This window comes from Streptomyces sp. NPDC103540, from assembly GCF_055584445.1.
The window spans coordinates 400526-419202 of sequence record NZ_JBVJMA010000001.1 but is presented as its reverse complement, the minus strand read 5'-3'; the positions used below and the strand labels follow the sequence as shown (position 1 = coordinate 419202).

The 18677-nt window shown below is 73.9% G+C and carries 12 protein-coding genes; 4 read left to right on the top strand and 8 right to left on the bottom strand.

Going from position 1 to position 18677, the window contains the following annotated elements; all coding sequences use genetic code 11:
* Positions 1 to 15: 15 nt before the first annotated feature.
* Entirely contained in the window at positions 16 to 417 is a 402-nt protein-coding gene (locus tag ACZ6ZI_RS01840; protein WP_469514485.1) for a hypothetical protein, read from the bottom strand.
* 174 nt (positions 418 to 591) lie between these two features.
* Between ACZ6ZI_RS01840 and ACZ6ZI_RS01835 the strand changes: the two genes are divergently transcribed.
* Entirely contained in the window at positions 592 to 1953 is a 1362-nt protein-coding gene (locus ACZ6ZI_RS01835) for a glutamine synthetase family protein (protein WP_363061740.1), read from the top strand.
* 60 nt (positions 1954 to 2013) lie between these two features.
* On the opposite strand, the gene ACZ6ZI_RS01830 is transcribed toward ACZ6ZI_RS01835, so the two are convergent.
* The 3 genes from ACZ6ZI_RS01830 to ACZ6ZI_RS01820 form a co-directional block, all read right to left on the bottom strand.
* Positions 2014 to 2715, bottom strand: a complete 702-nt coding sequence (locus ACZ6ZI_RS01830) for a hypothetical protein (protein ID WP_469514482.1) — start codon at positions 2713 to 2715, stop codon at positions 2014 to 2016.
* 55 nt (positions 2716 to 2770) lie between these two features.
* Positions 2771 to 4834 carry a PIG-L family deacetylase gene (locus tag ACZ6ZI_RS01825; RefSeq protein WP_469514479.1) on the bottom strand — a complete coding sequence of 688 codons (2064 nt, stop codon included), beginning with the start codon at positions 4832 to 4834 and terminating at the stop codon, positions 2771 to 2773.
* Between the two features lie 260 nt (positions 4835 to 5094).
* The gene (locus ACZ6ZI_RS01820; protein WP_469514476.1) at positions 5095 to 7545 is read right to left on the bottom strand and encodes a PIG-L family deacetylase; all 2451 of its coding nucleotides are present in this window, start codon (positions 7543 to 7545) and stop codon (positions 5095 to 5097) included.
* A gap of 537 nt (positions 7546 to 8082) precedes the next feature.
* On the opposite strand from ACZ6ZI_RS01820, the gene ACZ6ZI_RS01815 reads away from it, so the two are divergent.
* A complete protein-coding gene (locus ACZ6ZI_RS01815; RefSeq protein ID WP_469514473.1) occupies positions 8083 to 11082 on the top strand; it encodes a bifunctional [glutamine synthetase] adenylyltransferase/[glutamine synthetase]-adenylyl-L-tyrosine phosphorylase in 3000 nt (999 codons plus the stop codon).
* Here the strand turns inward: ACZ6ZI_RS01815 and ACZ6ZI_RS01810 are convergent.
* A complete protein-coding gene (locus ACZ6ZI_RS01810) occupies positions 11079 to 11726 on the bottom strand; it encodes a TetR/AcrR family transcriptional regulator (RefSeq protein ID WP_469514471.1) in 648 nt (215 codons plus the stop codon). The genes ACZ6ZI_RS01815 and ACZ6ZI_RS01810 overlap by 4 nt on opposite strands.
* A gap of 135 nt (positions 11727 to 11861) precedes the next feature.
* On the opposite strand from ACZ6ZI_RS01810, the gene ACZ6ZI_RS01805 reads away from it, so the two are divergent.
* Positions 11862 to 13442: an amidohydrolase gene (locus tag ACZ6ZI_RS01805; RefSeq protein WP_469514468.1), complete on the top strand. Its 1581-nt coding sequence runs from the start codon at positions 11862 to 11864 to the stop codon at positions 13440 to 13442.
* Between the two features lie 54 nt (positions 13443 to 13496).
* On the opposite strand, the gene ACZ6ZI_RS01800 is transcribed toward ACZ6ZI_RS01805, so the two are convergent.
* The 3 genes from ACZ6ZI_RS01800 to ACZ6ZI_RS01790 form a co-directional block, all read right to left on the bottom strand.
* Positions 13497 to 14387 carry a phosphatase PAP2 family protein gene (locus ACZ6ZI_RS01800; RefSeq protein WP_363064214.1) on the bottom strand — a complete coding sequence of 297 codons (891 nt, stop codon included), beginning with the start codon at positions 14385 to 14387 and terminating at the stop codon, positions 13497 to 13499.
* A gap of 106 nt (positions 14388 to 14493) precedes the next feature.
* Positions 14494 to 15525, bottom strand: a complete 1032-nt coding sequence (locus tag ACZ6ZI_RS01795; protein ID WP_469514465.1) for a LacI family DNA-binding transcriptional regulator — start codon at positions 15523 to 15525, stop codon at positions 14494 to 14496.
* Positions 15526 to 15551: 26 nt separating this feature from the next.
* Entirely contained in the window at positions 15552 to 17174 is a 1623-nt protein-coding gene (locus ACZ6ZI_RS01790; protein WP_469514462.1) for a glycoside hydrolase family 13 protein, read from the bottom strand.
* Positions 17175 to 17396: 222 nt separating this feature from the next.
* Here ACZ6ZI_RS01790 and ACZ6ZI_RS01785 point away from each other — a divergent pair, with 222 nt between their 5' ends.
* A complete protein-coding gene (locus tag ACZ6ZI_RS01785) occupies positions 17397 to 18671 on the top strand; it encodes an extracellular solute-binding protein (protein ID WP_469514458.1) in 1275 nt (424 codons plus the stop codon).
* Positions 18672 to 18677 lie beyond the last annotated feature (6 nt).

Genomic DNA, 18677 nt, shown 5'->3' with positions numbered 1-18677 from the left:
GGGGCGCCGGAACCATCAGGTCCGCAGCACTTGCAGGGCGTGCAGGTCGGGGGCGCGCGCCAGGGTGCCGTGCGGCCGGACCGGGCCCGCGCCCGCCGGACGTACGCCGGGGGCCGGCCCCGTACGCTCCGCCACGGCGACGGCGGGCGGCGGGGCGGGCAGCACCGCCGGGGTCACGTGCGCGAGGCCGCGGCAGCCCGGGTGGTCGTACGGGGCCACACAGGCCGCGTGCGCCCCGTCCGGCGCGGCGTGGGCCGCGTGCGCCCCCGAGGGACGCTCCGGCCCCACCGGGCCCGCCGGCCGCGCGCACAGCACGGACGCGCAGGCCACCGCGGCGAAGGCGAGGAGCAGCAGGAGGGCAGCGGGACGCGCGGAAGGGCGCCGCCCCCCGTCCCGCGTGTGCTCCCGGCCCCCCATGGGCGCAGATGGTAATGCTCATGACGGGTCGGAGGTCAGTGCGGGGGTGCCGGCACCTTTCGGGGGTGCGTAATGTGGCGGAAACCACCACTGGCGATACTGGGCCGGCCCGACTGTGCCCCCGACCCGCCGGGGCGGTGGTGCACAGGCCGTCTGAACTGCGAGGATGAAGGCATGGACAAGCAGCAGGAATTCGTCCTCCGGACGCTCGAGGAGCGCGACATCCGCTTCGTGCGCCTGTGGTTCACCGACGTACTGGGCTTCCTCAAGTCCGTCGCGGTCGCCCCCGCCGAGCTGGAGCAGGCCTTCGACGAGGGCATCGGCTTCGACGGCTCCGCGATCGAGGGCTTCGCCCGGGTCTACGAGTCCGACATGATCGCCAAGCCGGACCCGAGCACGTTCCAGATACTGCCGTGGCGCGCCGAGGCCCCCGGGACCGCCCGGATGTTCTGCGACATCCTGATGCCGGACGGCTCCCCGTCCTTCGCGGACCCCCGCTTCGTCCTCAAGCGCATCCTGGCCAAGACCTCCGACCTGGGCTTCACCTTCTACACCCACCCGGAGATCGAGTTCTTCCTGCTGAAGGACAAGCCGCTCGACGGCTCCCGCCCGGTGCCCGCCGACAACTCCGGCTACTTCGACCACACTCCGCAGAACGTCGGCATGGACTTCCGCCGCCAGGCGATCACCATGCTCGAATCCATGGGCATCTCGGTCGAGTTCAGCCACCACGAGGGCGCCCCGGGCCAGCAGGAGATCGACCTGCGCTACGCCGACGCCCTCTCGACGGCCGACAACATCATGACCTTCCGCCTGGTCATGAAGCAGGTCGCCCTCGAACAGGGCGTCCAGGCCACCTTCATGCCCAAGCCCTTCTCCGAGTACCCGGGCTCCGGCATGCACACCCACCTCTCCCTCTTCGAGGGCGACCGCAACGCCTTCTACGAGTCGGGCGCCGAGTACCAGCTCTCGAAGGTCGGTCGATCCTTCATCGCGGGCCTGCTGAAGCACGCCGCCGAAACGGCCGCCGTGACCAACCAGTGGGTCAACTCCTACAAGCGGATCTGGGGCGGCTCCTCGCGCACCGCCGGCTCGGGCGGCGAGGCCCCCTCGTACATCTGCTGGGGCCACAACAACCGCTCGGCCCTGATCCGGGTCCCGATGTACAAGCCGGGCAAGATGGGCTCCTCGCGCATCGAGGTCCGCTCGATCGACTCGGGCGCCAACCCCTACCTCACCTACGCGGTCCTCCTGGCGGCGGGCCTCAAGGGCATCGAGGAGGGCTACGAACTCCCGGCCGGCGCCGACGACGACGTCTGGGCGCTGTCCGACGCCGAACGCCGCGCCATGGGCATCGAACCCCTCCCGCAGAACCTCGGCGAGGCCATCGCCCTGATGGAACGCAGCGAACTGGTCGCGGAGACCCTCGGCGAGCACGTCTTCGACTTCTTCCTGCGCAACAAGAAGCAGGAGTGGGAGGAATACCGCTCGGAGGTCACGGCCTTCGAACTCCGCAAGAACCTGCCGGTGCTGTAGCGGGCGGGTCAGAGGTGGTACCCCGGGCCGACGGCGGGCAGCCGTCGGCCCGGGGGCGTTTCAGGGCGTGGCGCAGGTGAGGGTGACCTGTGCGCTGCGGGCCGTCATGTTCGCGGACGGGACGTGCAGGGTCACGAACACGCTGGGCGAGACGCCGTTCACCGAGGGCGGGAAGGTGACGACCTTCAGGAGGGAGACGCTTTCGATGCCGGGGGCGAAGGTGGCCGTTCCCGCGTCGATGGGGTCGCTGCTGGAGGCGTACGTCCAGTGGTAGCGGACCTCACCCTTGCCCGTACCGCTGATCTTGCCGTCGAATTCGGCCCTGCTCGGCTTGGAGCAGTCGACCACGGTGCCCGGCTTGGTGAGCGTGAGGACCTCGACCTTCGTCACCCGGACCTTGCCCTGCTTGCCGCCGCCCTGCTGGTCGCGGGGCGGGGTGAGGCAGGTGACGCGGTCGCCCTTCGCGGTGACGACGTACTGGCCGTGGCGGACGTCCCGCCGGTCGAGGGTGCCCTCCGCGCCGACCCGGGTGCGCTGGTCGGTGCGCGGTCCCTTGATCGTGACCGACTGGTTCGGGGCGAAGCCCTCCAGGACGAGGGTGTACGGGCCGCCCCCGCCCTCTCCGGTCGCCACCAGCTCGCACGAGGCGGTCGGCAGGGCCGGGGCCGCCGGGGCCGTCGGGGCGGCGAAGGCCGGGGTCAGGGTGAGCGCCGGGACGAGGAGCGTGGCGGCGAGGAGCGGGAGGTGGCGGTGCCGGTTCATCGTGCTGCCCTCCGGGATGGGCGGCCCCCGAGGCTCCTCCCAGGATATCGGCGGGTCAGGCGGGCGGCGGGAGGACGGCCGGGTGCCAGGTGGGGTGGGGTGCGGGGGCCGTGGCGTGGAGGCGGGCGTCGAGGCCGAGGACGGCCGTCGTGGTGACGCCGGTGTGGTCCCGGACGGCGGCGGGGGCGCCCGCGTAGAGCATGCGCGACTCCGTCCAGGCGGGCGGGCCGCCCAGGGCGGTGGCGCCGATGGTGCCGGTGTCCGCGCGACCGGTCAGCAGGCGGCCCGCGACGCCGACCGCGCCGTACCCGGCCCGGCCCCCCGACTCGGTGACCGCGGACAGCCGCGGGGCGCCCGGGCCGGCCGTGGCGAGGGCGCTGCGCACCACTCCCGAGTCGGGGCGCCGGAAGTAGAGGCGTACGCCCGCGCCGTCCGGGGCGGCGGTGAGCGGGACGGTGGTGGCGGGCAGCCCCGTCGGGAACGGGCCGGTGAGGGGGGCGCCGGGGGTGGGCTGCGTCCAGGCCAGGACCGAGCCGGTGGTGGCGGCGTAGACGTGGCGCCGACCGGCCGCGTCCACCGCGGTGACGGGGTCGCTCTGGAGGTCCTCGCCGCCCAGGCGCTGCCAGTCGGTGAAGGCCCCCGACGGCTGCTCGGCGCGGGCGCGCAGGGTGCGTCGGGTGTCCCGGACGTAGACGGTGAGGCGGCCGCGGTCGTCGACGGCGGCGGCGGGCGCGCTGATCGCGGAGGTGCCCGGCTCGTCGCCCGGTTCGGGGGTGCCGAGCGAGGTCCACGCCCCGAAGGGGCCGTCGGGCGCGGTCTGGACGGCGTGGACGACCTCGCGCCGGTAGTCGGCGGGGCGGGGGCCGAGCGTGGTGCGGGTGGCGAGGACGGCGACGCGGCCGTCGGGGAGGCGTACGGCGCAGGCGCCCGGGTCGATGCCGGTGCCGGGCAGCAGGGCCGGGCCGGTCCAGGTCCCGGAGGGGGCGCGGTTCCAGACGGCCATCCGTCCGTCCAGCGTGGCGAACGCCCAGAGCCGGCCGGGGGCGCCCTCCGTCAGCCAGGCGGTGGTGTCGGCGCGGGCGTAGCGCAGCGACTGGGCCCAGTTGCGGCCGGTGGGGCTGCCGGCCACCTTGCGGTCGCCGCAGCCGGAGGGGCTGCCGCAGTGGTCGTCGCGGTCCTGCCAGGCGTAGGTGCGCAGGTAGCCGGTCTTGGTCTCGGCGGTCTGCGGGTCCAGGGAGTGGGGCAGGGCGCCGTTGTGGTAGCCGAGGTAGCTCTGGACCGAGAAGTGCGGCCGGTCCGTGACGCGTTCCGCGTAGAGGGCGGTGGCGGCCTGGACGAAGCGGGCGCCGTACATGTGGTCCTGGTGGTCGGTGTACTTGCCGCTGTCGGCGTACCGGCCGGGCGTGGGGTCCTGCGTCCGTATCGTCGTCGGGCGGTAGCGCTCCAGGATCCCGGCTATCGACTCCGTCACCTGGTCCCTGGTGTACGAGAAGGTCTCCTTGACGGGGGTGCCCGAGGTCAGTTGGGCCCCCAGGGCGGGTATGGAGCCGTTCCACAGCCCGCGCAGGCTGTCGGGGTTGTCGCCAGCCGGGCTGCGGGCCTCGCGCAGTTGCAGCCAGACCAGGTGGACCTGCGGTCGGGCGAGGAGGACGTCGAGTTCGGCCCGGCCGCCGCCGGCGGTCGGTATGACCGTACGGCTCCACGGGCTGGAGCGGTCGCCGGTGGCCATCTTGGCGTAGGCGGCGCGTATGCCGTTCTGCCGGGCCTCCGCGTAGTGGGCGCGGTCGGCGGGCTGTTCGGGGTCACGGGCCTCGCCGCCGCGGGCCTCGTTGCGGCCGTCGGCCTCGCCGGAGGTGAGGTAGGCGGTGGTGACGCGGGTGTCGGACAGCAGGGAGCGGCTGAGGTCGGGGTTCATGAAGAACAGGTCGTCGTCGGGGTGCGCGACGACCTGGACGACGGTGCCGGCCGTGACGCTGGCGGGCAGCGCGCGGGCGGGCGTCCGCGCCGTGCCGTCGGCCGCGGTCTGTTGGCCGGAGGCCACGGCGAGTACACCCGAGGCGCCCACGGTCAGCATGGGCACCACGGCGGCGAGGAGGAAGCGGCGGCGGGTGAGTGGCATCGGGTCACGCCTCGGGGTCGCTCCGGACGGGCTGGAAGAACCGCTGTGCAGTCATGGAGAGGCCGAATCGGGGAACTTGGTTCACCGTTTCCGTCGATGACGCGAGCTTTTCCGAGGACGACCGGTCGTGATCATGCCCTGTCGGCGGTGGGTGCGTACATGTGCCCGGTACGTGGACGTGGTTGAGGGGCCCGCGCGCCAGGACGCGTTCCGGGGAGCGGTGTTGCGGGGTGGGGAGGGGCTGGGCGGGGCGGGGCGTCCTAGCGGGGCGCGTTGCGCGGGCCCACCGGCTGCCACGGCGCCAGGTGCGCGTTCGGCGCGTCGGTCGAGGAGGTCACGTAGAGCCGGGCGTCGAGGCCGACGACGGCGAGGCTGACCATGTTCCTGCCGGTCATGGTGCTGGACGGGGCCCCGACGAACATGAGGGGCGAACGCTCCCACGGGCGGCCCGGTCCGAGGTCCGACCCGAGTCGGCCGCCGGCGGAGCGCCCGGCCAGCAGGTTCCCGCTCGCGGTGACCGCGCCGAAGCCCTGGAGGCCGCCGAGGTCGGTCAGGCCGTGGGTGGTCAGCCCCGGTCCGCCCTGTCCGTTCGCGCCGCCCTGTCCGTCCGGGCCGCCCTGTCCGTTCGCGCCGCCCTGTCCGTCCGGGCCCGCCCGGTCCCCGATGGTCATCAGGGCCGTGCGGACGTTGCCCGAGCCGGGCTTGCGGAACCACAGCCGCACCCCGCCCTCGCGGCCCTCGGCCGTCAGCGGGAGGGTGGTGTCCGGCAGGCCGGTGGGGGTGGCGGGGCCGAGCGGGGCGCCGGGCGCGGGCTGGGCCCAGCCGAGGACCGTCTTCGTGGTCGCCGCGAACACCATGCGCCGCCCGGCGCCGTCGGTGGCGGTGGTCGGGGTGCCGTGCACGTCGGAGCCGCCGAGGCTCTCCCACGGGCCCCAGCCGCCGTCCTCCCGCTGCACGCGTCCGCGCAGGGTGTTGGCGCCGTCGCGCACGTACACGGCCGGGCGGCCGGTGCCGTCGACGGAGACGGCGGGGGCGCTGATGTCGGAGGTCCACTCCTCGTCGGAGGCCTCGGGGGTGCCGAGCGACTCCCACGGGCCGAACTCCTCGGAGCCGGGGGCGCGCTGGACGGAGTGGACCACCTCGCGCCGGTAGTCGGCGGGGTGTTCGCCGAGGGTGGTGCGGGTGCCGAAGGCGGCAGTGCGGCCGTCCTTCAGGGTGACGGTGGAGATGCCCTGGTCCATGCCGGTGCCGGGGAGCAGACGGGGGCCGCTCCAGCGGCCGAGGAGGCCGGTCCGGTGCCAGAGCGCGACCTGGCCGTCGAGGACCTTGAACGCCCACAGGCCCTGGTCCTTGTCGGAGGTGAGCCAGGAGGTGCCGGTGCCGCGCGCGTAGTTGACCGTACTGGTCCAGCCGTTGCCGGAGGGACGCTCGGCCACCTTGAGGTCGCCGCAGCCGGCTTCGCTGCCGCAGTGGTTCTCGCGGTCGAGCCAGGCGTAGGTGTCCAGGATGTCCAGCTTCTCCTTGGCCTCGCCCGGGTCGAGGGTGCTGGGAAGGGAGCCGTTGAAGTAGCCGACGTAGTTCTGCGTCGCGAAGTGCGGGCGGTCCTCGACCTCGCGGGCGTAGACGGCGGCGGCCGCCTGGGCGAAGCGGGCGCCGTAGAAGTGGTCCTGGTGGTCGGTGTAGCGGCGGGTGTCGGCGGTGCGGCCGGGGGTGGGGTCCTGCATCCGTATCGTCGTCGGCCGGTAGCGCGCGAGGATCCCGGCGAGGGTGCGCACGACCTGGTCCTTGGTGTACGTGAACGGCTGCCCGACCGGGGTGCCGGACGCGAGCATCGACTCCAGGTGCGGGACGCGGCCGTCCCACAGGCCGTGCAGGCTGTCGGGGACGTCCTGGTAGACGTGGCCCGCCTCGCGCATCTGCAGCCAGACGAGGTTGACCTCGGGCTTGGCCACGAGGACGTCGAGCTCGGCGTGGCCGCCGCCCGCGGTCGGTATGACCGTACGGGTCCAGCGGCTGCCGCGGTCGCCGGTGGCCATCTTGGCGTAGGCCGCGCGTATGCCGTTCTGGCGGGCCTCGGCGTAGGCCGGCTTGTCGGGGCGGGCGCCGCCTTCCCGGCCGGTGCCCGCGTTGATGCCGTCGGCCTCGCCGGAGGTGAGGTAGACCGAGGTGACGGGGTGGCCGGTGGCCAGGGAATAGCGCAGGTCCGGGTTCATGAAGTACAGGTCGTCGTCGGGGTGGGCGACGATCTGGAGCACCCGGCCGGGGTCGGGGGCGTCGACGGCTCCGGCGGTGGTGGCGCGCGAGTCCGCGGTGGTGGGCGTGCCGAGGGCGGCGAGGGCCTCGTTGCCGCGCAGTACGAACATGAACGCGGCGGCGCCGGCGGCGGCGAGGGCCACCGCCTTGACGGTACGGGCCCGGCGGTGCGCGCCCCGGTGGGCGGAGGCGACGGGGTCCGTGGGGGCGGGCGCGGGTGCGTCGCCGTCCGGGTCGGCGGTACGGGGACCTGCCGGCGGGTCGGACGCCCGCCGCGCGGCGGGGACGCGCGGCGCGCCCGCGGCCTTGTCGCCGGCCCGTCGGGGGCCGGGGACCACCGGGGCTCCGTCCGTCGCGGCAGACCGTCCGGCGGTGCGGGTGGGGGCGCCGGCGGATCCGGTTTCGGGGGCGGCGGTCCCGGGCGTGCCGGCGCCGGGGGCGGGGGGTCCGTCGGACATGGGGCTCCTCGCGGCCGGTCGGGCGGGGACCGGGCCCCTGACACATCGATCTATAAGTAATCAGATAATCCGACAAGGCGCCGCATGATGTGCGCCACGACACCCCGATCCCGCCGGACCCGCCCGGACCGACCGACCCGGTGATCCCCGCGGACCGGCCCGCAACCACCCCGCGCACACGGCCCGTCGACCCCCGCGGCCCCTCCGCACCCCACCCCGGGGGCGCCGCCCCGCACCCCCGACTCACCCGCCGCACGTGCCCGACACCACACCCCGCCCCCGCGCCCGCGCGCCCCGCGCCGCGTGGGATCCGCGCCCCGCGCCGCCGCGCCCGTGCGGCACACCCCGCGCCGCCCCCACGCCCCGCGCCGCCCGCCCCCGCGCGGCCGCCGCACCGCGCCCCGCGCCGCCCGCCCCCGCGCGGCCGCCGCCGCGACCGGCCGCGGCAACCCCCGGAGATCGCCCGGCCGGGACCCAGGCCATAGGCTCCCTGTGAAGCAGACGGCCACGGCAGCGACGTACGCGGGAGGCGGCGGGATGACAGTCCCGGGACGCAGGAGCAGTACCTTCACCCGGCTGCTGCGCAGCGGGTTCACCGACCCCTCCGCCGCGGCCCGGCTCCTCGAAGCCGACGCCCTCGCCTCCGTGCGCGCCGACCCCGTGCTCCTCGACGCCCTCGGCGCCACCGCCGATCCGGACCTCGCCCTGCGGGGACTCGTCCGCCTCGCCGAGGCGCAGAGCGACGAGGACCGCCCCCGTCTCCTCGACACCCTGGTCAGCGCCAAGCCCCTGCGCGACCGCCTCCTCGGCGTCCTCGGCGCCTCCGAGGCGCTCGCCGACCACCTCGCCCGCCACCCCCTCGACTGGCAGGCCCTGGTCACCTACGAGGCCTCCGACCTGCACCCCGGCCTCGCCGAGTTCGAACGCGGGCTGGCCGACGCCCACGACCCCGTCCACCTGCGCGTCGCCTACCGGCGCTGCCTGCTGTCCATCGCCGCCCGCGACGTCTGCGGCACGATCGACATCGCCCAGAGCGCCGCGGAGCTCGCCGACCTCGCCACCGCCACCCTGCGCGCCGCCCTGCGCATCGCGAGCGCCGCCGCCCCCGAGGACGCCGCCCGCTGCCGGCTCGCCGTCATCGCGATGGGCAAGTGCGGCGGCAACGAACTCAACTACGTCTCCGACGTCGACGTGATCTTCGTCGGCGAGGCCGTCGCCGGCCCCGGAGGCGACGTCGACGAGCCCCGGGCGCTCCAGGCCGCCACCCGCCTCGCCTCCCACCTCATGCGGATCTGCTCCGACACCACCGTCGAGGGCACCATCTGGCCCGTCGACGCCAACCTCCGCCCCGAGGGCCGCAACGGCCCCCTGGTGCGCACCCTCTCCTCCCACCTCGCCTACTACCAACGCTGGGCCAAGACCTGGGAGTTCCAGGCCCTCCTGAAGGCCCGGGCCGTCGCCGGCGACGCCGAACTCGGGGCCCAGTACATCGAGGCCATAAGTCCCCTCGTGTGGCAGGCCGCCGAACGCGAGAACTTCGTCGCCGACGTCCAGAAGATGCGCCGCCGCGTCGTCGACAACATCCCGGCCGACCGGGTCGACCGCGAACTCAAACTCGGCCCCGGCGGCCTGCGCGACGTCGAGTTCGCCGTCCAGCTGCTCCAACTCGTCCACGGCCGCGGTGACGCCACCCTGCACTCCGGGACCACCCTCGACGCCCTGCACGCCCTCGCCGCCGGCGGCTACGTCGGCCGCGCCGACGCCGCCCAACTCCACGACGCGTACCGCTTCCTGCGCACCATGGAGCACCGCATCCAGCTCTACCGGCTGCGCCGCACCCACCTCGTCCCCGAGGACGAGAACGACCTGCGCCGCCTGGGCCGCTCCATGGGCCTGCGCACCGAACCCGTCGCCGAACTGGGCAAGGCCTGGCGCCGGCACGCCTCCGTCGTCCGCCGGCTGCACGAGAAGCTCTTCTACCGGCCCCTGCTGGACGCCGTCGCCCAACTCGGCCCCGGCGAGGCCCGCCTCTCCTCGCGCGCCGCCGGCCAACGCCTCGAAGCCCTCGGCTACGCCGACCCCGTCTCCGCCCTGCGCCACCTGGAGGCCCTCGCCTCCGGCGTCAGCCGCAAGGCGGCGATCCAGCGCACCCTGCTGCCCGTCCTCCTCGGCTGGTTCGCCGACTCCGCAGACCCGGACGCCGGACTGCTGAACTTCCGCAAGGTCTCCGACGCCCTCGGCAAGACCCCCTGGTACCTGCGCCTGCTGCGCGACGAGGGGGCCGCCGCCGAGAACCTCGCCCGCGTCCTGTCCGCCGGCCGCCTCGCCCCCGACCTGCTGATGCGCGCCCCCGAGGCCGTCGCCCTGCTCGGCGACCCCGAAGGGCTCCAGCCCCGTACGCACGAGGCCCTCGCGCAGGAGGTCCTCGCCGCCGTCGGCCGCGCCGACACCGCCGAGGCCGCCGTCGCCGCCGCCCGCGGGGTCCGGCGCCGCGAGCTGTTCCGCACCGCCGCCGCCGACATCATCAGCTCCTACGGAACCGAGGACAGCCCGGCCGAGACCGACCCCGGGGCCCTCGTCGACCGCGTCGGCCGCGCCGTCTCCGACCTCACCGCCGCCACCGTCGCCGGCGCCCTGCGCGCCGCCGTCGGCGGGAACTGGGGCGAGACGCTCCCCACCCGCTTCGCCGTCATCGGCGTCGGCCGCTTCGGCGGACACGAACTCGGCTACGGCTCCGACGCCGACGTCCTGTTCGTCCACGAACCCCGCGAGGGCGTCGACGAACAGGAGGCCGCCAAGGCCGCCCAGGCCGTGATCGCCGAAATGCGCAGGCTCCTCCAACTCCCCACCGCGGACCCGCCGCTGCTCATCGACGCCGACCTGCGCCCCGAAGGCCGCTCCGGCCCCCTCGTGCGCACGCTGGCCTCCTACGCCGCCTACTACCGCCGCTGGTCCCTGACCTGGGAGAGCCAGGCGCTCCTGCGGGCCGAACCGGTCGCCGGAGACGAGGACCTCGGACGTCGCTTCATCGAGCTGATCGACCCCCTGCGCTACCCCATGGAGGGGCTCGGCGACGACGCCGTGCGCGAGATCCGCCGGCTCAAGGCCCGGATGGAGTCCGAACGCCTGCCGCGCGGCGCCGACCCGACCCTGCACGCCAAACTCGGCCGGGGCGGGCTCAGCGACGTCGAGTGGACCGTCCAGCTCCTGCAGATGCGGCACGCCTGGGCCGAGCCGGGCCTGCGCACCACCCGCACCCGCGAGGCCCTGGCCGCCGCCCACGCCGCCGGGCTGATCCCGACGGAGGAGGCCCAGATCCTCGACGAGGCCTGGGTCCTCGCCACCCGCGTCCGCAACGCCGTCATGCTGGTCCGCGGGCGCGCGGGCGACAGCTTCCCCTCCGACGTCCGCGAACTGGCCGCCGTCGGCCGCTACCTGGGCTACGCGGAGGGCACCGTCGGCGAGATGCTGGACGACTACCGCCGCACGACGCGCCGCGCCCGCGCGGTGGTCGACGAGCTCTTCTACGGGGCCTAGGTCGGACTCCCGCCGTCGGCCGGACTCCCGCCGTCGGCCGGGCGGTCGGCGGCGAGCAGGGTCCGCGCGTCGGTCAGGAACGCCGCCAGGCCGAGGTCGAAGGCGGCGTCCGCGCGGTTCGGGCCGACGGCCGCCAGCGCGTCCGCGAGCAGCGGGGTGTCGGGCGTCGGCTCCCACATGGCCTCGGGGGCGGCCAGGTCCAGGGCGGAGCCGAGGACCAGGTTCTCCAGGGCCGTGAGCAGCGGCATCACCGTACGCCGGGTGAAGCCGGCCGCGAGCAGCACCCCGACGGCGCGCTCGTACTGCGCGAGCACCCGCGGGGCCCGCACCGGCGTGGTCATCAACAGCGGGATGGCCCTCGGGTGGGCGGCGAACGCGGCCCGGTAGGAACGCGCCCACTCCTCCAACGCCCGGTCCCACGGCTCCAGGGCGAGCGCCTCGCCGGCGATCCGGTCGCACACGAGCTCCCGTACGAGCTCCACCACGCCCGCCCGGCCGTCCACGTGGTGGTACACCGACCCGGTCTGCACCCCGAGCGCCCGGGCGATCTGCGGAACGCTGAACTCGCCCTGGTCCGACACCAGTCGCAGGGCGGTGAGGGCGATCCGCTCCCGGTCCAGGAGGGGTGTCCGCGGCCGTCCCATCGATCTCTCCCACCGTCAGGTCTTCCCGTACGCCAGAACCGGAGGCTACATTGCCGCAAATCGAAAGCCTTTAGGTTTCTGCTCCCGAAGCCCGCCGCTCGAAGCCCCCGCCCACCCCGAAGGAGCGCACCAGCCGTGCCCGCTGCCGACACCGTCCTCACCGGAGCCCGCGTCCACACCCTCGACCCCGACCGCCCCGCGGCCGAGGCCGTGGCCCTCCTCGACGGGCTGATCCTCGCCGTCGGGGAGGAGCACGACGTGCGCGACCTGATCGGTCCCGCCACCGAACGGATCGACCTCGCCGGCGCCACCCTCACCCCCGGCCTCACCGACGCCCACAGCCACCCCGTCTGGGGCATCGAGATGGCCTCCGGCACCGACCTCTCGCACGTCCGCGACCTCGACCGACTGCGCGCCGCCCTGCGTACGGCCGACCGCACCCGGGGCTGGGTCCTCGGATACGGCCTCGACCACAACGCCTTCGGCGGCCGACCCGTCGACCGGGCCCTCGTCGAGGACGCCCTGGCCGGCGCCCCCGCCTTCCTGCGCCTCTACGACGGCCACTCCGCGCTCGCCTCCGGCCCCGCCCTCGACGCGGCCGGGATCGTCGGCCCCCGCGCCTTCGCCCAGCGCTCCGAGATCGTCTGCGACGCGACGGGCCGCCCCACCGGCCACCTCGTCGAGCACGCCGCGATGGACCTCGTCGGCGCCCTGGTACCGGGGCCCACCCGCGCGGAGCGCCGCGCACGCCTCCTCGCGCTCCTCGACGCGATGGCCGCCACCGGACTGACCGGCGCCCACGTCATGGACCTCGGCAACGGCGACGTGCCCGCGCTGCTGTCGACCGTCGAGTACGAGGGGCACCTGCCGCTGCGGCTGAACCTGGCCCCGTGGTGCATGCCAGGAGCGGGGGCGGCCGAACTGGAGGAGCTGATCGAACTCCAGGGCCTCGCCGGCCGGCACTGGCGGATCGGCGGCGTCAAGTTCTTCATGGACGGCACCGTCGAGGGCGGCACGGCCTGGCTGGAACACGCCGACTGCCACGGCCAGGGCACCGAGGCCTTCTGGCCCGATCCCGGCGCCTACGCGCGGGCCGTCGCCACCCTGGACGCGGCCGGGGTGCGTACGGCCACCCACGCCATCGGCGACGCGGCCGTCCGCCACGTCCTGGACACCGTGGCCGGGCTGGGTCCCGGCGCCCGGATGCGGCACCGGATCGAGCACATCGAGACCGTCCCCGACGACCAGCTGGAGCGGTTCGCGCGGATCGGCGTCATCGCCTCGATGCAGCCGCCGCACGCCGCGTACACCCGCGCCGACCACACCGACGAGTGGTCGCGCCGGCTCGGCGAGGAGCGGGCCGGGCGGGCCTGGCGCTGCCGGGACCTGCGCGACGCGGGCGCGGTCCTCGCGCTGGGCTCCGACTGGCCGATCGCCGACCATGACGCCCGCCGCGTCCTGGCCGCCGCCCGCGGCCCGCTCGGGGCGGCCTCGGCGGGACCGGCGCTGACCGGGCTGATGGCCCTGGAGGGCATGACCTCGCACGCGGCGCTCGCGGCGGGGGAGGAGGACGTCGCCGGCCGGATCGCGGTGGGCCGGCGGGCGGACCTGACGGCCTTCGCGGTGGATCCGCTGACGGCGGGGACGGACGAGTTGGCCGAGGCACCGATCCGCCTGACCGTGTCGGGCGGCCGGATCACCCACCGGGCCGGGTAGCCGGGGGAGGGAGAGCGCGCCTCGGGGTGCCCGTCGGGCCCCCGGGGCCGGGCCTCAGGCCCTGCGGAACCGGCCGCGCAGCGCGACGGTGGCCGGGTGCGGGCCCACGTGCACGGGGTGGCGGGGCAGGCGGTGCGGCAGGGAGCCGTACCAGGCGCGCGAGACGAAGTAGCCGAAGGCCAGGCAGATCATGCCGCCCACGGCGTCCAGCCAGAAGTGGTTGGCGGTGGCCACGATGACCACGAGGGTCGCCGTCGGGTAGAGCAGGCCCAGGATCCGGGCCCAGGGCGCGGAGGCGACGGCGTAGATCGTCAGTCCGCACCAGAGCGACCACCCTATGTGCATGGACGGCATGGCTGCGTACTGGTTCGACATCTGCTTGAGGTTCCCCGAGGCCATGGAGCCCCAGGTGTGGTGGACCAGCACGGTGTCGACGAACCCGCCGCCGTTCATCAGGCGGGGCGGCGCGAGCGGGTAGAAGTAGTAGCCGACGAGGGCGACGCCCGTCGTGGCGAACAGGACGAGGCGGGTGGCGGCGTAACGCCCCGGATGGAAGCGGTAGATCCACACCAGGACGCCGATGGTGACGATGAAGTGGAGCGTGGCGTAGTAGTAGTTCATGCCGACGATCAACCACGTCACCGAGTTCACGGAGTGGTTGACGGACCGTTCCACCGCGATGCCCAGGCCGCGCTCGATGCTCCAGATCCAGTCGGCGTTCGCGAGGGCGACGGCCTTCTGCTCGGGCACGGCGTTGCGGATGAGCGAGTAGACCCAGTAGCTGACGGCGATCAGCAGGATCTCGAACCAGATCCGCGGCCGGCGCGGCACGCGCAGTCGCGTGAGGAGGGCACCCTCGGTGCTCGGACGGGCCTCGCTCTCGGTCACGGGGGGTGACGCGATGTCCGTCCGGGTTTCCAGTGTCTTCACGCTCGCTTCACCCATGGGGAGAGAGTTTGCCAGATGCGCCCTCGCCTTCGATCATCCCTCGGGACGGTCTTCGGCGCCCGGGGTCCGCCCTGCGGACTACCCGTACCGACCTTGACAGTCCTCAGGTCGGACCCCTGCGGCCCGGCCCCGAGGCCGTGGACCCGCGCACCACGAGTTCCGGGAGGAACACGAACTCGCTGTGCGGGGCCGGCGTACCGCCGATCTCCTCCAGGAGCGTGCGCACGGCGGCCTGCCCCATGGCCTGGACCGGCTGGCGGATCGTGGTCAGCGGCGGGTCGGTGAACGCTATGAGCGGGGAGTCGTCGAAGCCGACCACCGAGACGTCCTGCGGCACCCGTAGGCCCTGCTGCCGGGCGGCGCGGATCGCGCCGAGCGCCATCATGTCGCTCGCGCACACGATCGCGGTGCAGCCCCGGGCGATGAGCGCGGTCGCCGCGGCCTGACCGCCCTCCAGGGTGTAGAGGGAGTGCTGGACGAGCTCCTCGGCCTCGGCCCCGTCGAGCCCGAAGCGTTCGCTCATCCCCAGCAGGAAGCCCTCGATCTTGCGCAGCACGGGCACGAACCGCTTCGGGCCGACCGCCAGGCCGATCCGGGTGTGCCCGAGCGCGCTCAGGTGGGTCACCGCCAGCTGCATCGCCGCCCGGTCGTCGGGGGAGACGAAGGGCGCCCGCACCTGGTCGGAGAAGCCGTTGATCAGGACGTACGGGACGCCCTGCGCGCGCAGCTGGTCGTAGCGGCCCATGTAGGCGGTGGTGTCGGCGTGCAGCCCCGAGACGAAGATGATCCCGGAGACGCCCCGGTCGACGAGCATCTCCGTCAGCTCGTCCTCGGTGGACCCGCCGGGCGTCTGGGTGGCCAGCACGGGGGTGTACCCCTGCCGGGTCAGCGCCTGCCCGATGACCTGGGCGAGCGCCGGGAAGATGGGGTTGTCCAGCTCGGGGGTTATCAGTCCGACCAGGCCGGCGCTGCGCCGGCGCAGCCGCACGGGCCGCTCGTAGCCGAGCACGTCGAGCGCGGCCAGCACGGATTCGCGGGTGCCGGCGGCCACACCGGGCTTGCCGTTGAGCACGCGGCTGACTGTGGCTTCGCTGACCCCCGCCTGGGCTGCGATGTCGGCTAGCCGTGCGGTCACGGGATTGGACTGTACCGGTAGCCGGCTCACAAAGCCCACCACGTGCACGAATCCGCGGGAAGCCGGACGGTGCGGCCGTCCGTCTCGACCGGGGCGCTGGACAGGACCGGCCGGCCGGGCGAGGGGAGCTCCAGCGGTTCGGGTCGGGTGTTGAGGGTGCAGGCGAAGCCGGGCCGGGTGAAGAGCAGGACGCCTTCGGGCGCCGGCTGCCAGGTCAGCGGGCCGGCCTCGGGGGCACCGAGGCCGGCGGTGGCCCGGCGCAGTTCCAGGGCGGCGCGGTAGAGCTCCAGAGTGGAATGCGGGTCCCCGGTCTGCGCGGCCACGCTCAACCCCGCCCACTCCGCCGGCTGCGGCAACCAACTACCACCCTCACCGAACCCGTACGGAGCCTCCCGACCCGACCACGGAATCGGCACCCGACACCCGTCCCGCAACCCCTCCTGACCCGTCGCACGATGAAACGCCGGATCCTGACGCACCCCGTCCGGCAGATCCGTCACCTCCGGCAGACCCAACTCCTCCCCCTGATACACATACGCCGACCCCGGCAACGCCAACATCAACAACGCCGCCGCCCGCGCCCGCGCCACACCCCGCACCCCACCCCCATACCGCGTCACATGCCGCACCACATCATGATTCGACAACACCCACGTCGTCGGAGCCCCCACGGTCGCGGTCGCGGCCAGGGACTCGTCGACGACCGTGCGCATCGCCGTCGCGTCCCAGGGGCAGTTCAGGAACCGGAAGTTGAAGGCCTGGTGCAGTTCGTCGGGCCGGACGTACAGCGCGAGCCGCTGCGAGGTCGGGGCCCAGGCCTCGGCCACGCCGATCCGCTCGCCCTCGTAGGAGTCCAGGAGGCGGCGCCAGGAGCGGTGGATCGCGTGCACCCCGTCCTGGTCGAAGAAGGGGAGCGGCTCGGTGCCGATCAGGGTGGCCTGCGCCCCGTGCCCGATGTCGGGCAGGCCGGGGGCCTTGACCATGCCGTGGGCGACGTCCACCCGGAAGCCGTCGACGCCCAGGTCCAGCCAGAAGCGCAGGACGGACGCGAACTCCTCGGCCACCTCCGGGTTGTCCCAGTCGAGGTCGGGCTGTTCGGGGGCGAACAGGTGCAGGTACCAGTCCCCGTCCGGGACCCGGGTCCAGGCCGGTCCGCCGAAGACGGACTCCCAGTCGTTGGGCGGCAGCTCCCCGGCGGCCCCGCGCCCGGGGCGGAACAGGTAGCGCGCGCGGGCGCCCGGCTCGTCGGCGAGGGCCGCCAGGAACCAGGGGTGGCGCTCGGAGGTGTGGTTCGGCACCACGTCCACGACCACCCGCAGCCCGAGCGCGTGCGCGGCCCGGACGAGGGCGTCGGCGTCGGCGAGGTCCCCGAAGAGGGGGTCGACGGCCCGGTAGTCGGCCACGTCGTAGCCCCCGTCCGCCTGGGGGGAGACGTAGAAGGGGGTGAGCCACACCGCGTCCACCCCGAGCCGGGCCAGGTGGGGGAGGCGCTCGCGGATCCCGCGCAGGTCCCCGACGCCGTCGCCGTCGCTGTCCGCGAAGGAGCGCACGTACACCTGATAGATGACGGCATCGCGCCACCAGCCGCCCTTCGCCGTGATGTTGCTGGAAGCGCTTGCAAGCCGGACGTCCGTCAACTCGTGGGTCATATCGGGGTCAACGCGGGTACACACCCCCTGGTTGCGGGCTCTTGCAGGGGAAGGGGAGCCGAATCAACAGCAAGCTGCGGCAACCGTAGGGACACACGGATGTAACGATCAGCTCGTCTTGCAGAAATTTGCCGCAAGGTCTTTCGGACCGCTTTCAGGCTTGTTACGTTCCTGGCAACTCGGGACCGCGAGGGAGCGGCCGGGATCATCGAAGGAGTTCATATGCGGCGTGGCATAGCGGCCACCGCGCTGGTCGCGACCCTGGCGCTCGCGACGACGGCCTGCGGCGGTGACACCAAGGGTGACGGTGGCGAGACCAAGGCCGGCGGCGAGCTGAGCGGCACCGTCACCTGGTGGGACACGTCGAACGACGCCGAGAAGGCGAGCTTCCAGAAGATCGCCGAGGCGTTCACCGCGAAGCACCCCAAGGTGACCGTCAAGTACGTCAACGTCCCGTACGGCGACGCCCAGAACAAGGTCAAGAACGCCTTCAGCAGCGGCTCCGAGGCCCCTGACGTGATCCGCGCCGACGTCGGCTGGGTCGCCGACTTCGCCTCCCTCGGCTACCTCGACGAGGTCCCCGCCGAGACCGCCAAGAAGGTCGACGCCGAGTTCCTGCCGCAGGCCGCCGCCAGCGGCAAGTACGAGGGCAAGACCTACGCCGTCCCGCAGGTCATCGACACCCTCGGCCTCTTCTACAACAAGAAGATGCTCGCCGACGCCGGCGTCCAGCCCCCCAAGACGCTGGAGGAGCTGAAGACCGCCGCCGCCGCCATCAAGGCCAAGAGCGGCAAGACCGGCCTCTACCTGCGCGGCGACGACTCCTATTGGTTCCTGCCCTTCATCTACGGCGAGGGCGGCGACCTCGTCGACGCCAAGACGAAGACGGTCACCGTCGACAACGCCGCCGGGGTCAAGGCCTTCAAGGCCGCCCGCGACCTGGTCGCCTCCGGCGCGGCGACCACCAACGCCACCGACGGCTGGACCAACATGCAGACGGCCTTCAAGACCGGCGAGGCCGCCATGATGATCAACGGCCCCTGGGCCGTCGCCGACAGCTACGCGGGCGACCAGTTCAAGGACAAGTCCAACCTCGGGGTCTCCGCCGTCCCGGCCGGCTCGGCCAAGGCCGGCGCCCCGCAGGGCGGCCACGACCTCGCCGTGTACGCCGGCTCGAAGAACACCGCCGCCGCCCACGCCTTCGTCGAGTACATGACCTCCCAGGAGGTGCAGGTCCAGTCCGCCAAGGACCTGAGCCTGCTCCCGACGCGCACCGCCGCGTACGAGCAGCCCGACGTCAAGGGCAGCGAGATGGTCCAGTTCTTCAAGCCGGCCGTCGACAAGGCCGTCGAGCGCGCCTGGATCCCGGAGAACGGCTCCCTCTTCGAGCCGCTGAAGGTCGAATACACCAAGGCCGTCACCGGAACCTCCTCCCCGGAGGACGCGGCCAAGGCGGCCGGCGTCGAGTTCCGCAAGATCCTCAAGGGCTGGAAGTAACGACGG

Coding starts and splice junctions, on each gene's coding strand:
- ACZ6ZI_RS01825 (WP_469514479.1), bottom strand. CDS start 4,834: ATGCCACTCACCCGCCGCCGCTTCCTCCTCGCCGCCGTGGTGCCCATG.
- ACZ6ZI_RS01810 (WP_469514471.1), bottom strand. CDS start 11,726: ATGGGACGGCCGCGGACACCCCTCCTGGACCGGGAGCGGATCGCCCTC.
- ACZ6ZI_RS01815 (WP_469514473.1), top strand. CDS start 8,083: ATGACAGTCCCGGGACGCAGGAGCAGTACCTTCACCCGGCTGCTGCGC.
- ACZ6ZI_RS01840 (WP_469514485.1), bottom strand. CDS start 417: ATGGGGGGCCGGGAGCACACGCGGGACGGGGGGCGGCGCCCTTCCGCG.
- ACZ6ZI_RS01800 (WP_363064214.1), bottom strand. CDS start 14,387: ATGGGTGAAGCGAGCGTGAAGACACTGGAAACCCGGACGGACATCGCG.
- ACZ6ZI_RS01835 (WP_363061740.1), top strand. CDS start 592: ATGGACAAGCAGCAGGAATTCGTCCTCCGGACGCTCGAGGAGCGCGAC.
- ACZ6ZI_RS01790 (WP_469514462.1), bottom strand. CDS start 17,174: ATGACCCACGAGTTGACGGACGTCCGGCTTGCAAGCGCTTCCAGCAAC.
- ACZ6ZI_RS01785 (WP_469514458.1), top strand. CDS start 17,397: ATGCGGCGTGGCATAGCGGCCACCGCGCTGGTCGCGACCCTGGCGCTC.
- ACZ6ZI_RS01820 (WP_469514476.1), bottom strand. CDS start 7,545: ATGTCCGACGGACCCCCCGCCCCCGGCGCCGGCACGCCCGGGACCGCC.
- ACZ6ZI_RS01830 (WP_469514482.1), bottom strand. CDS start 2,715: ATGAACCGGCACCGCCACCTCCCGCTCCTCGCCGCCACGCTCCTCGTC.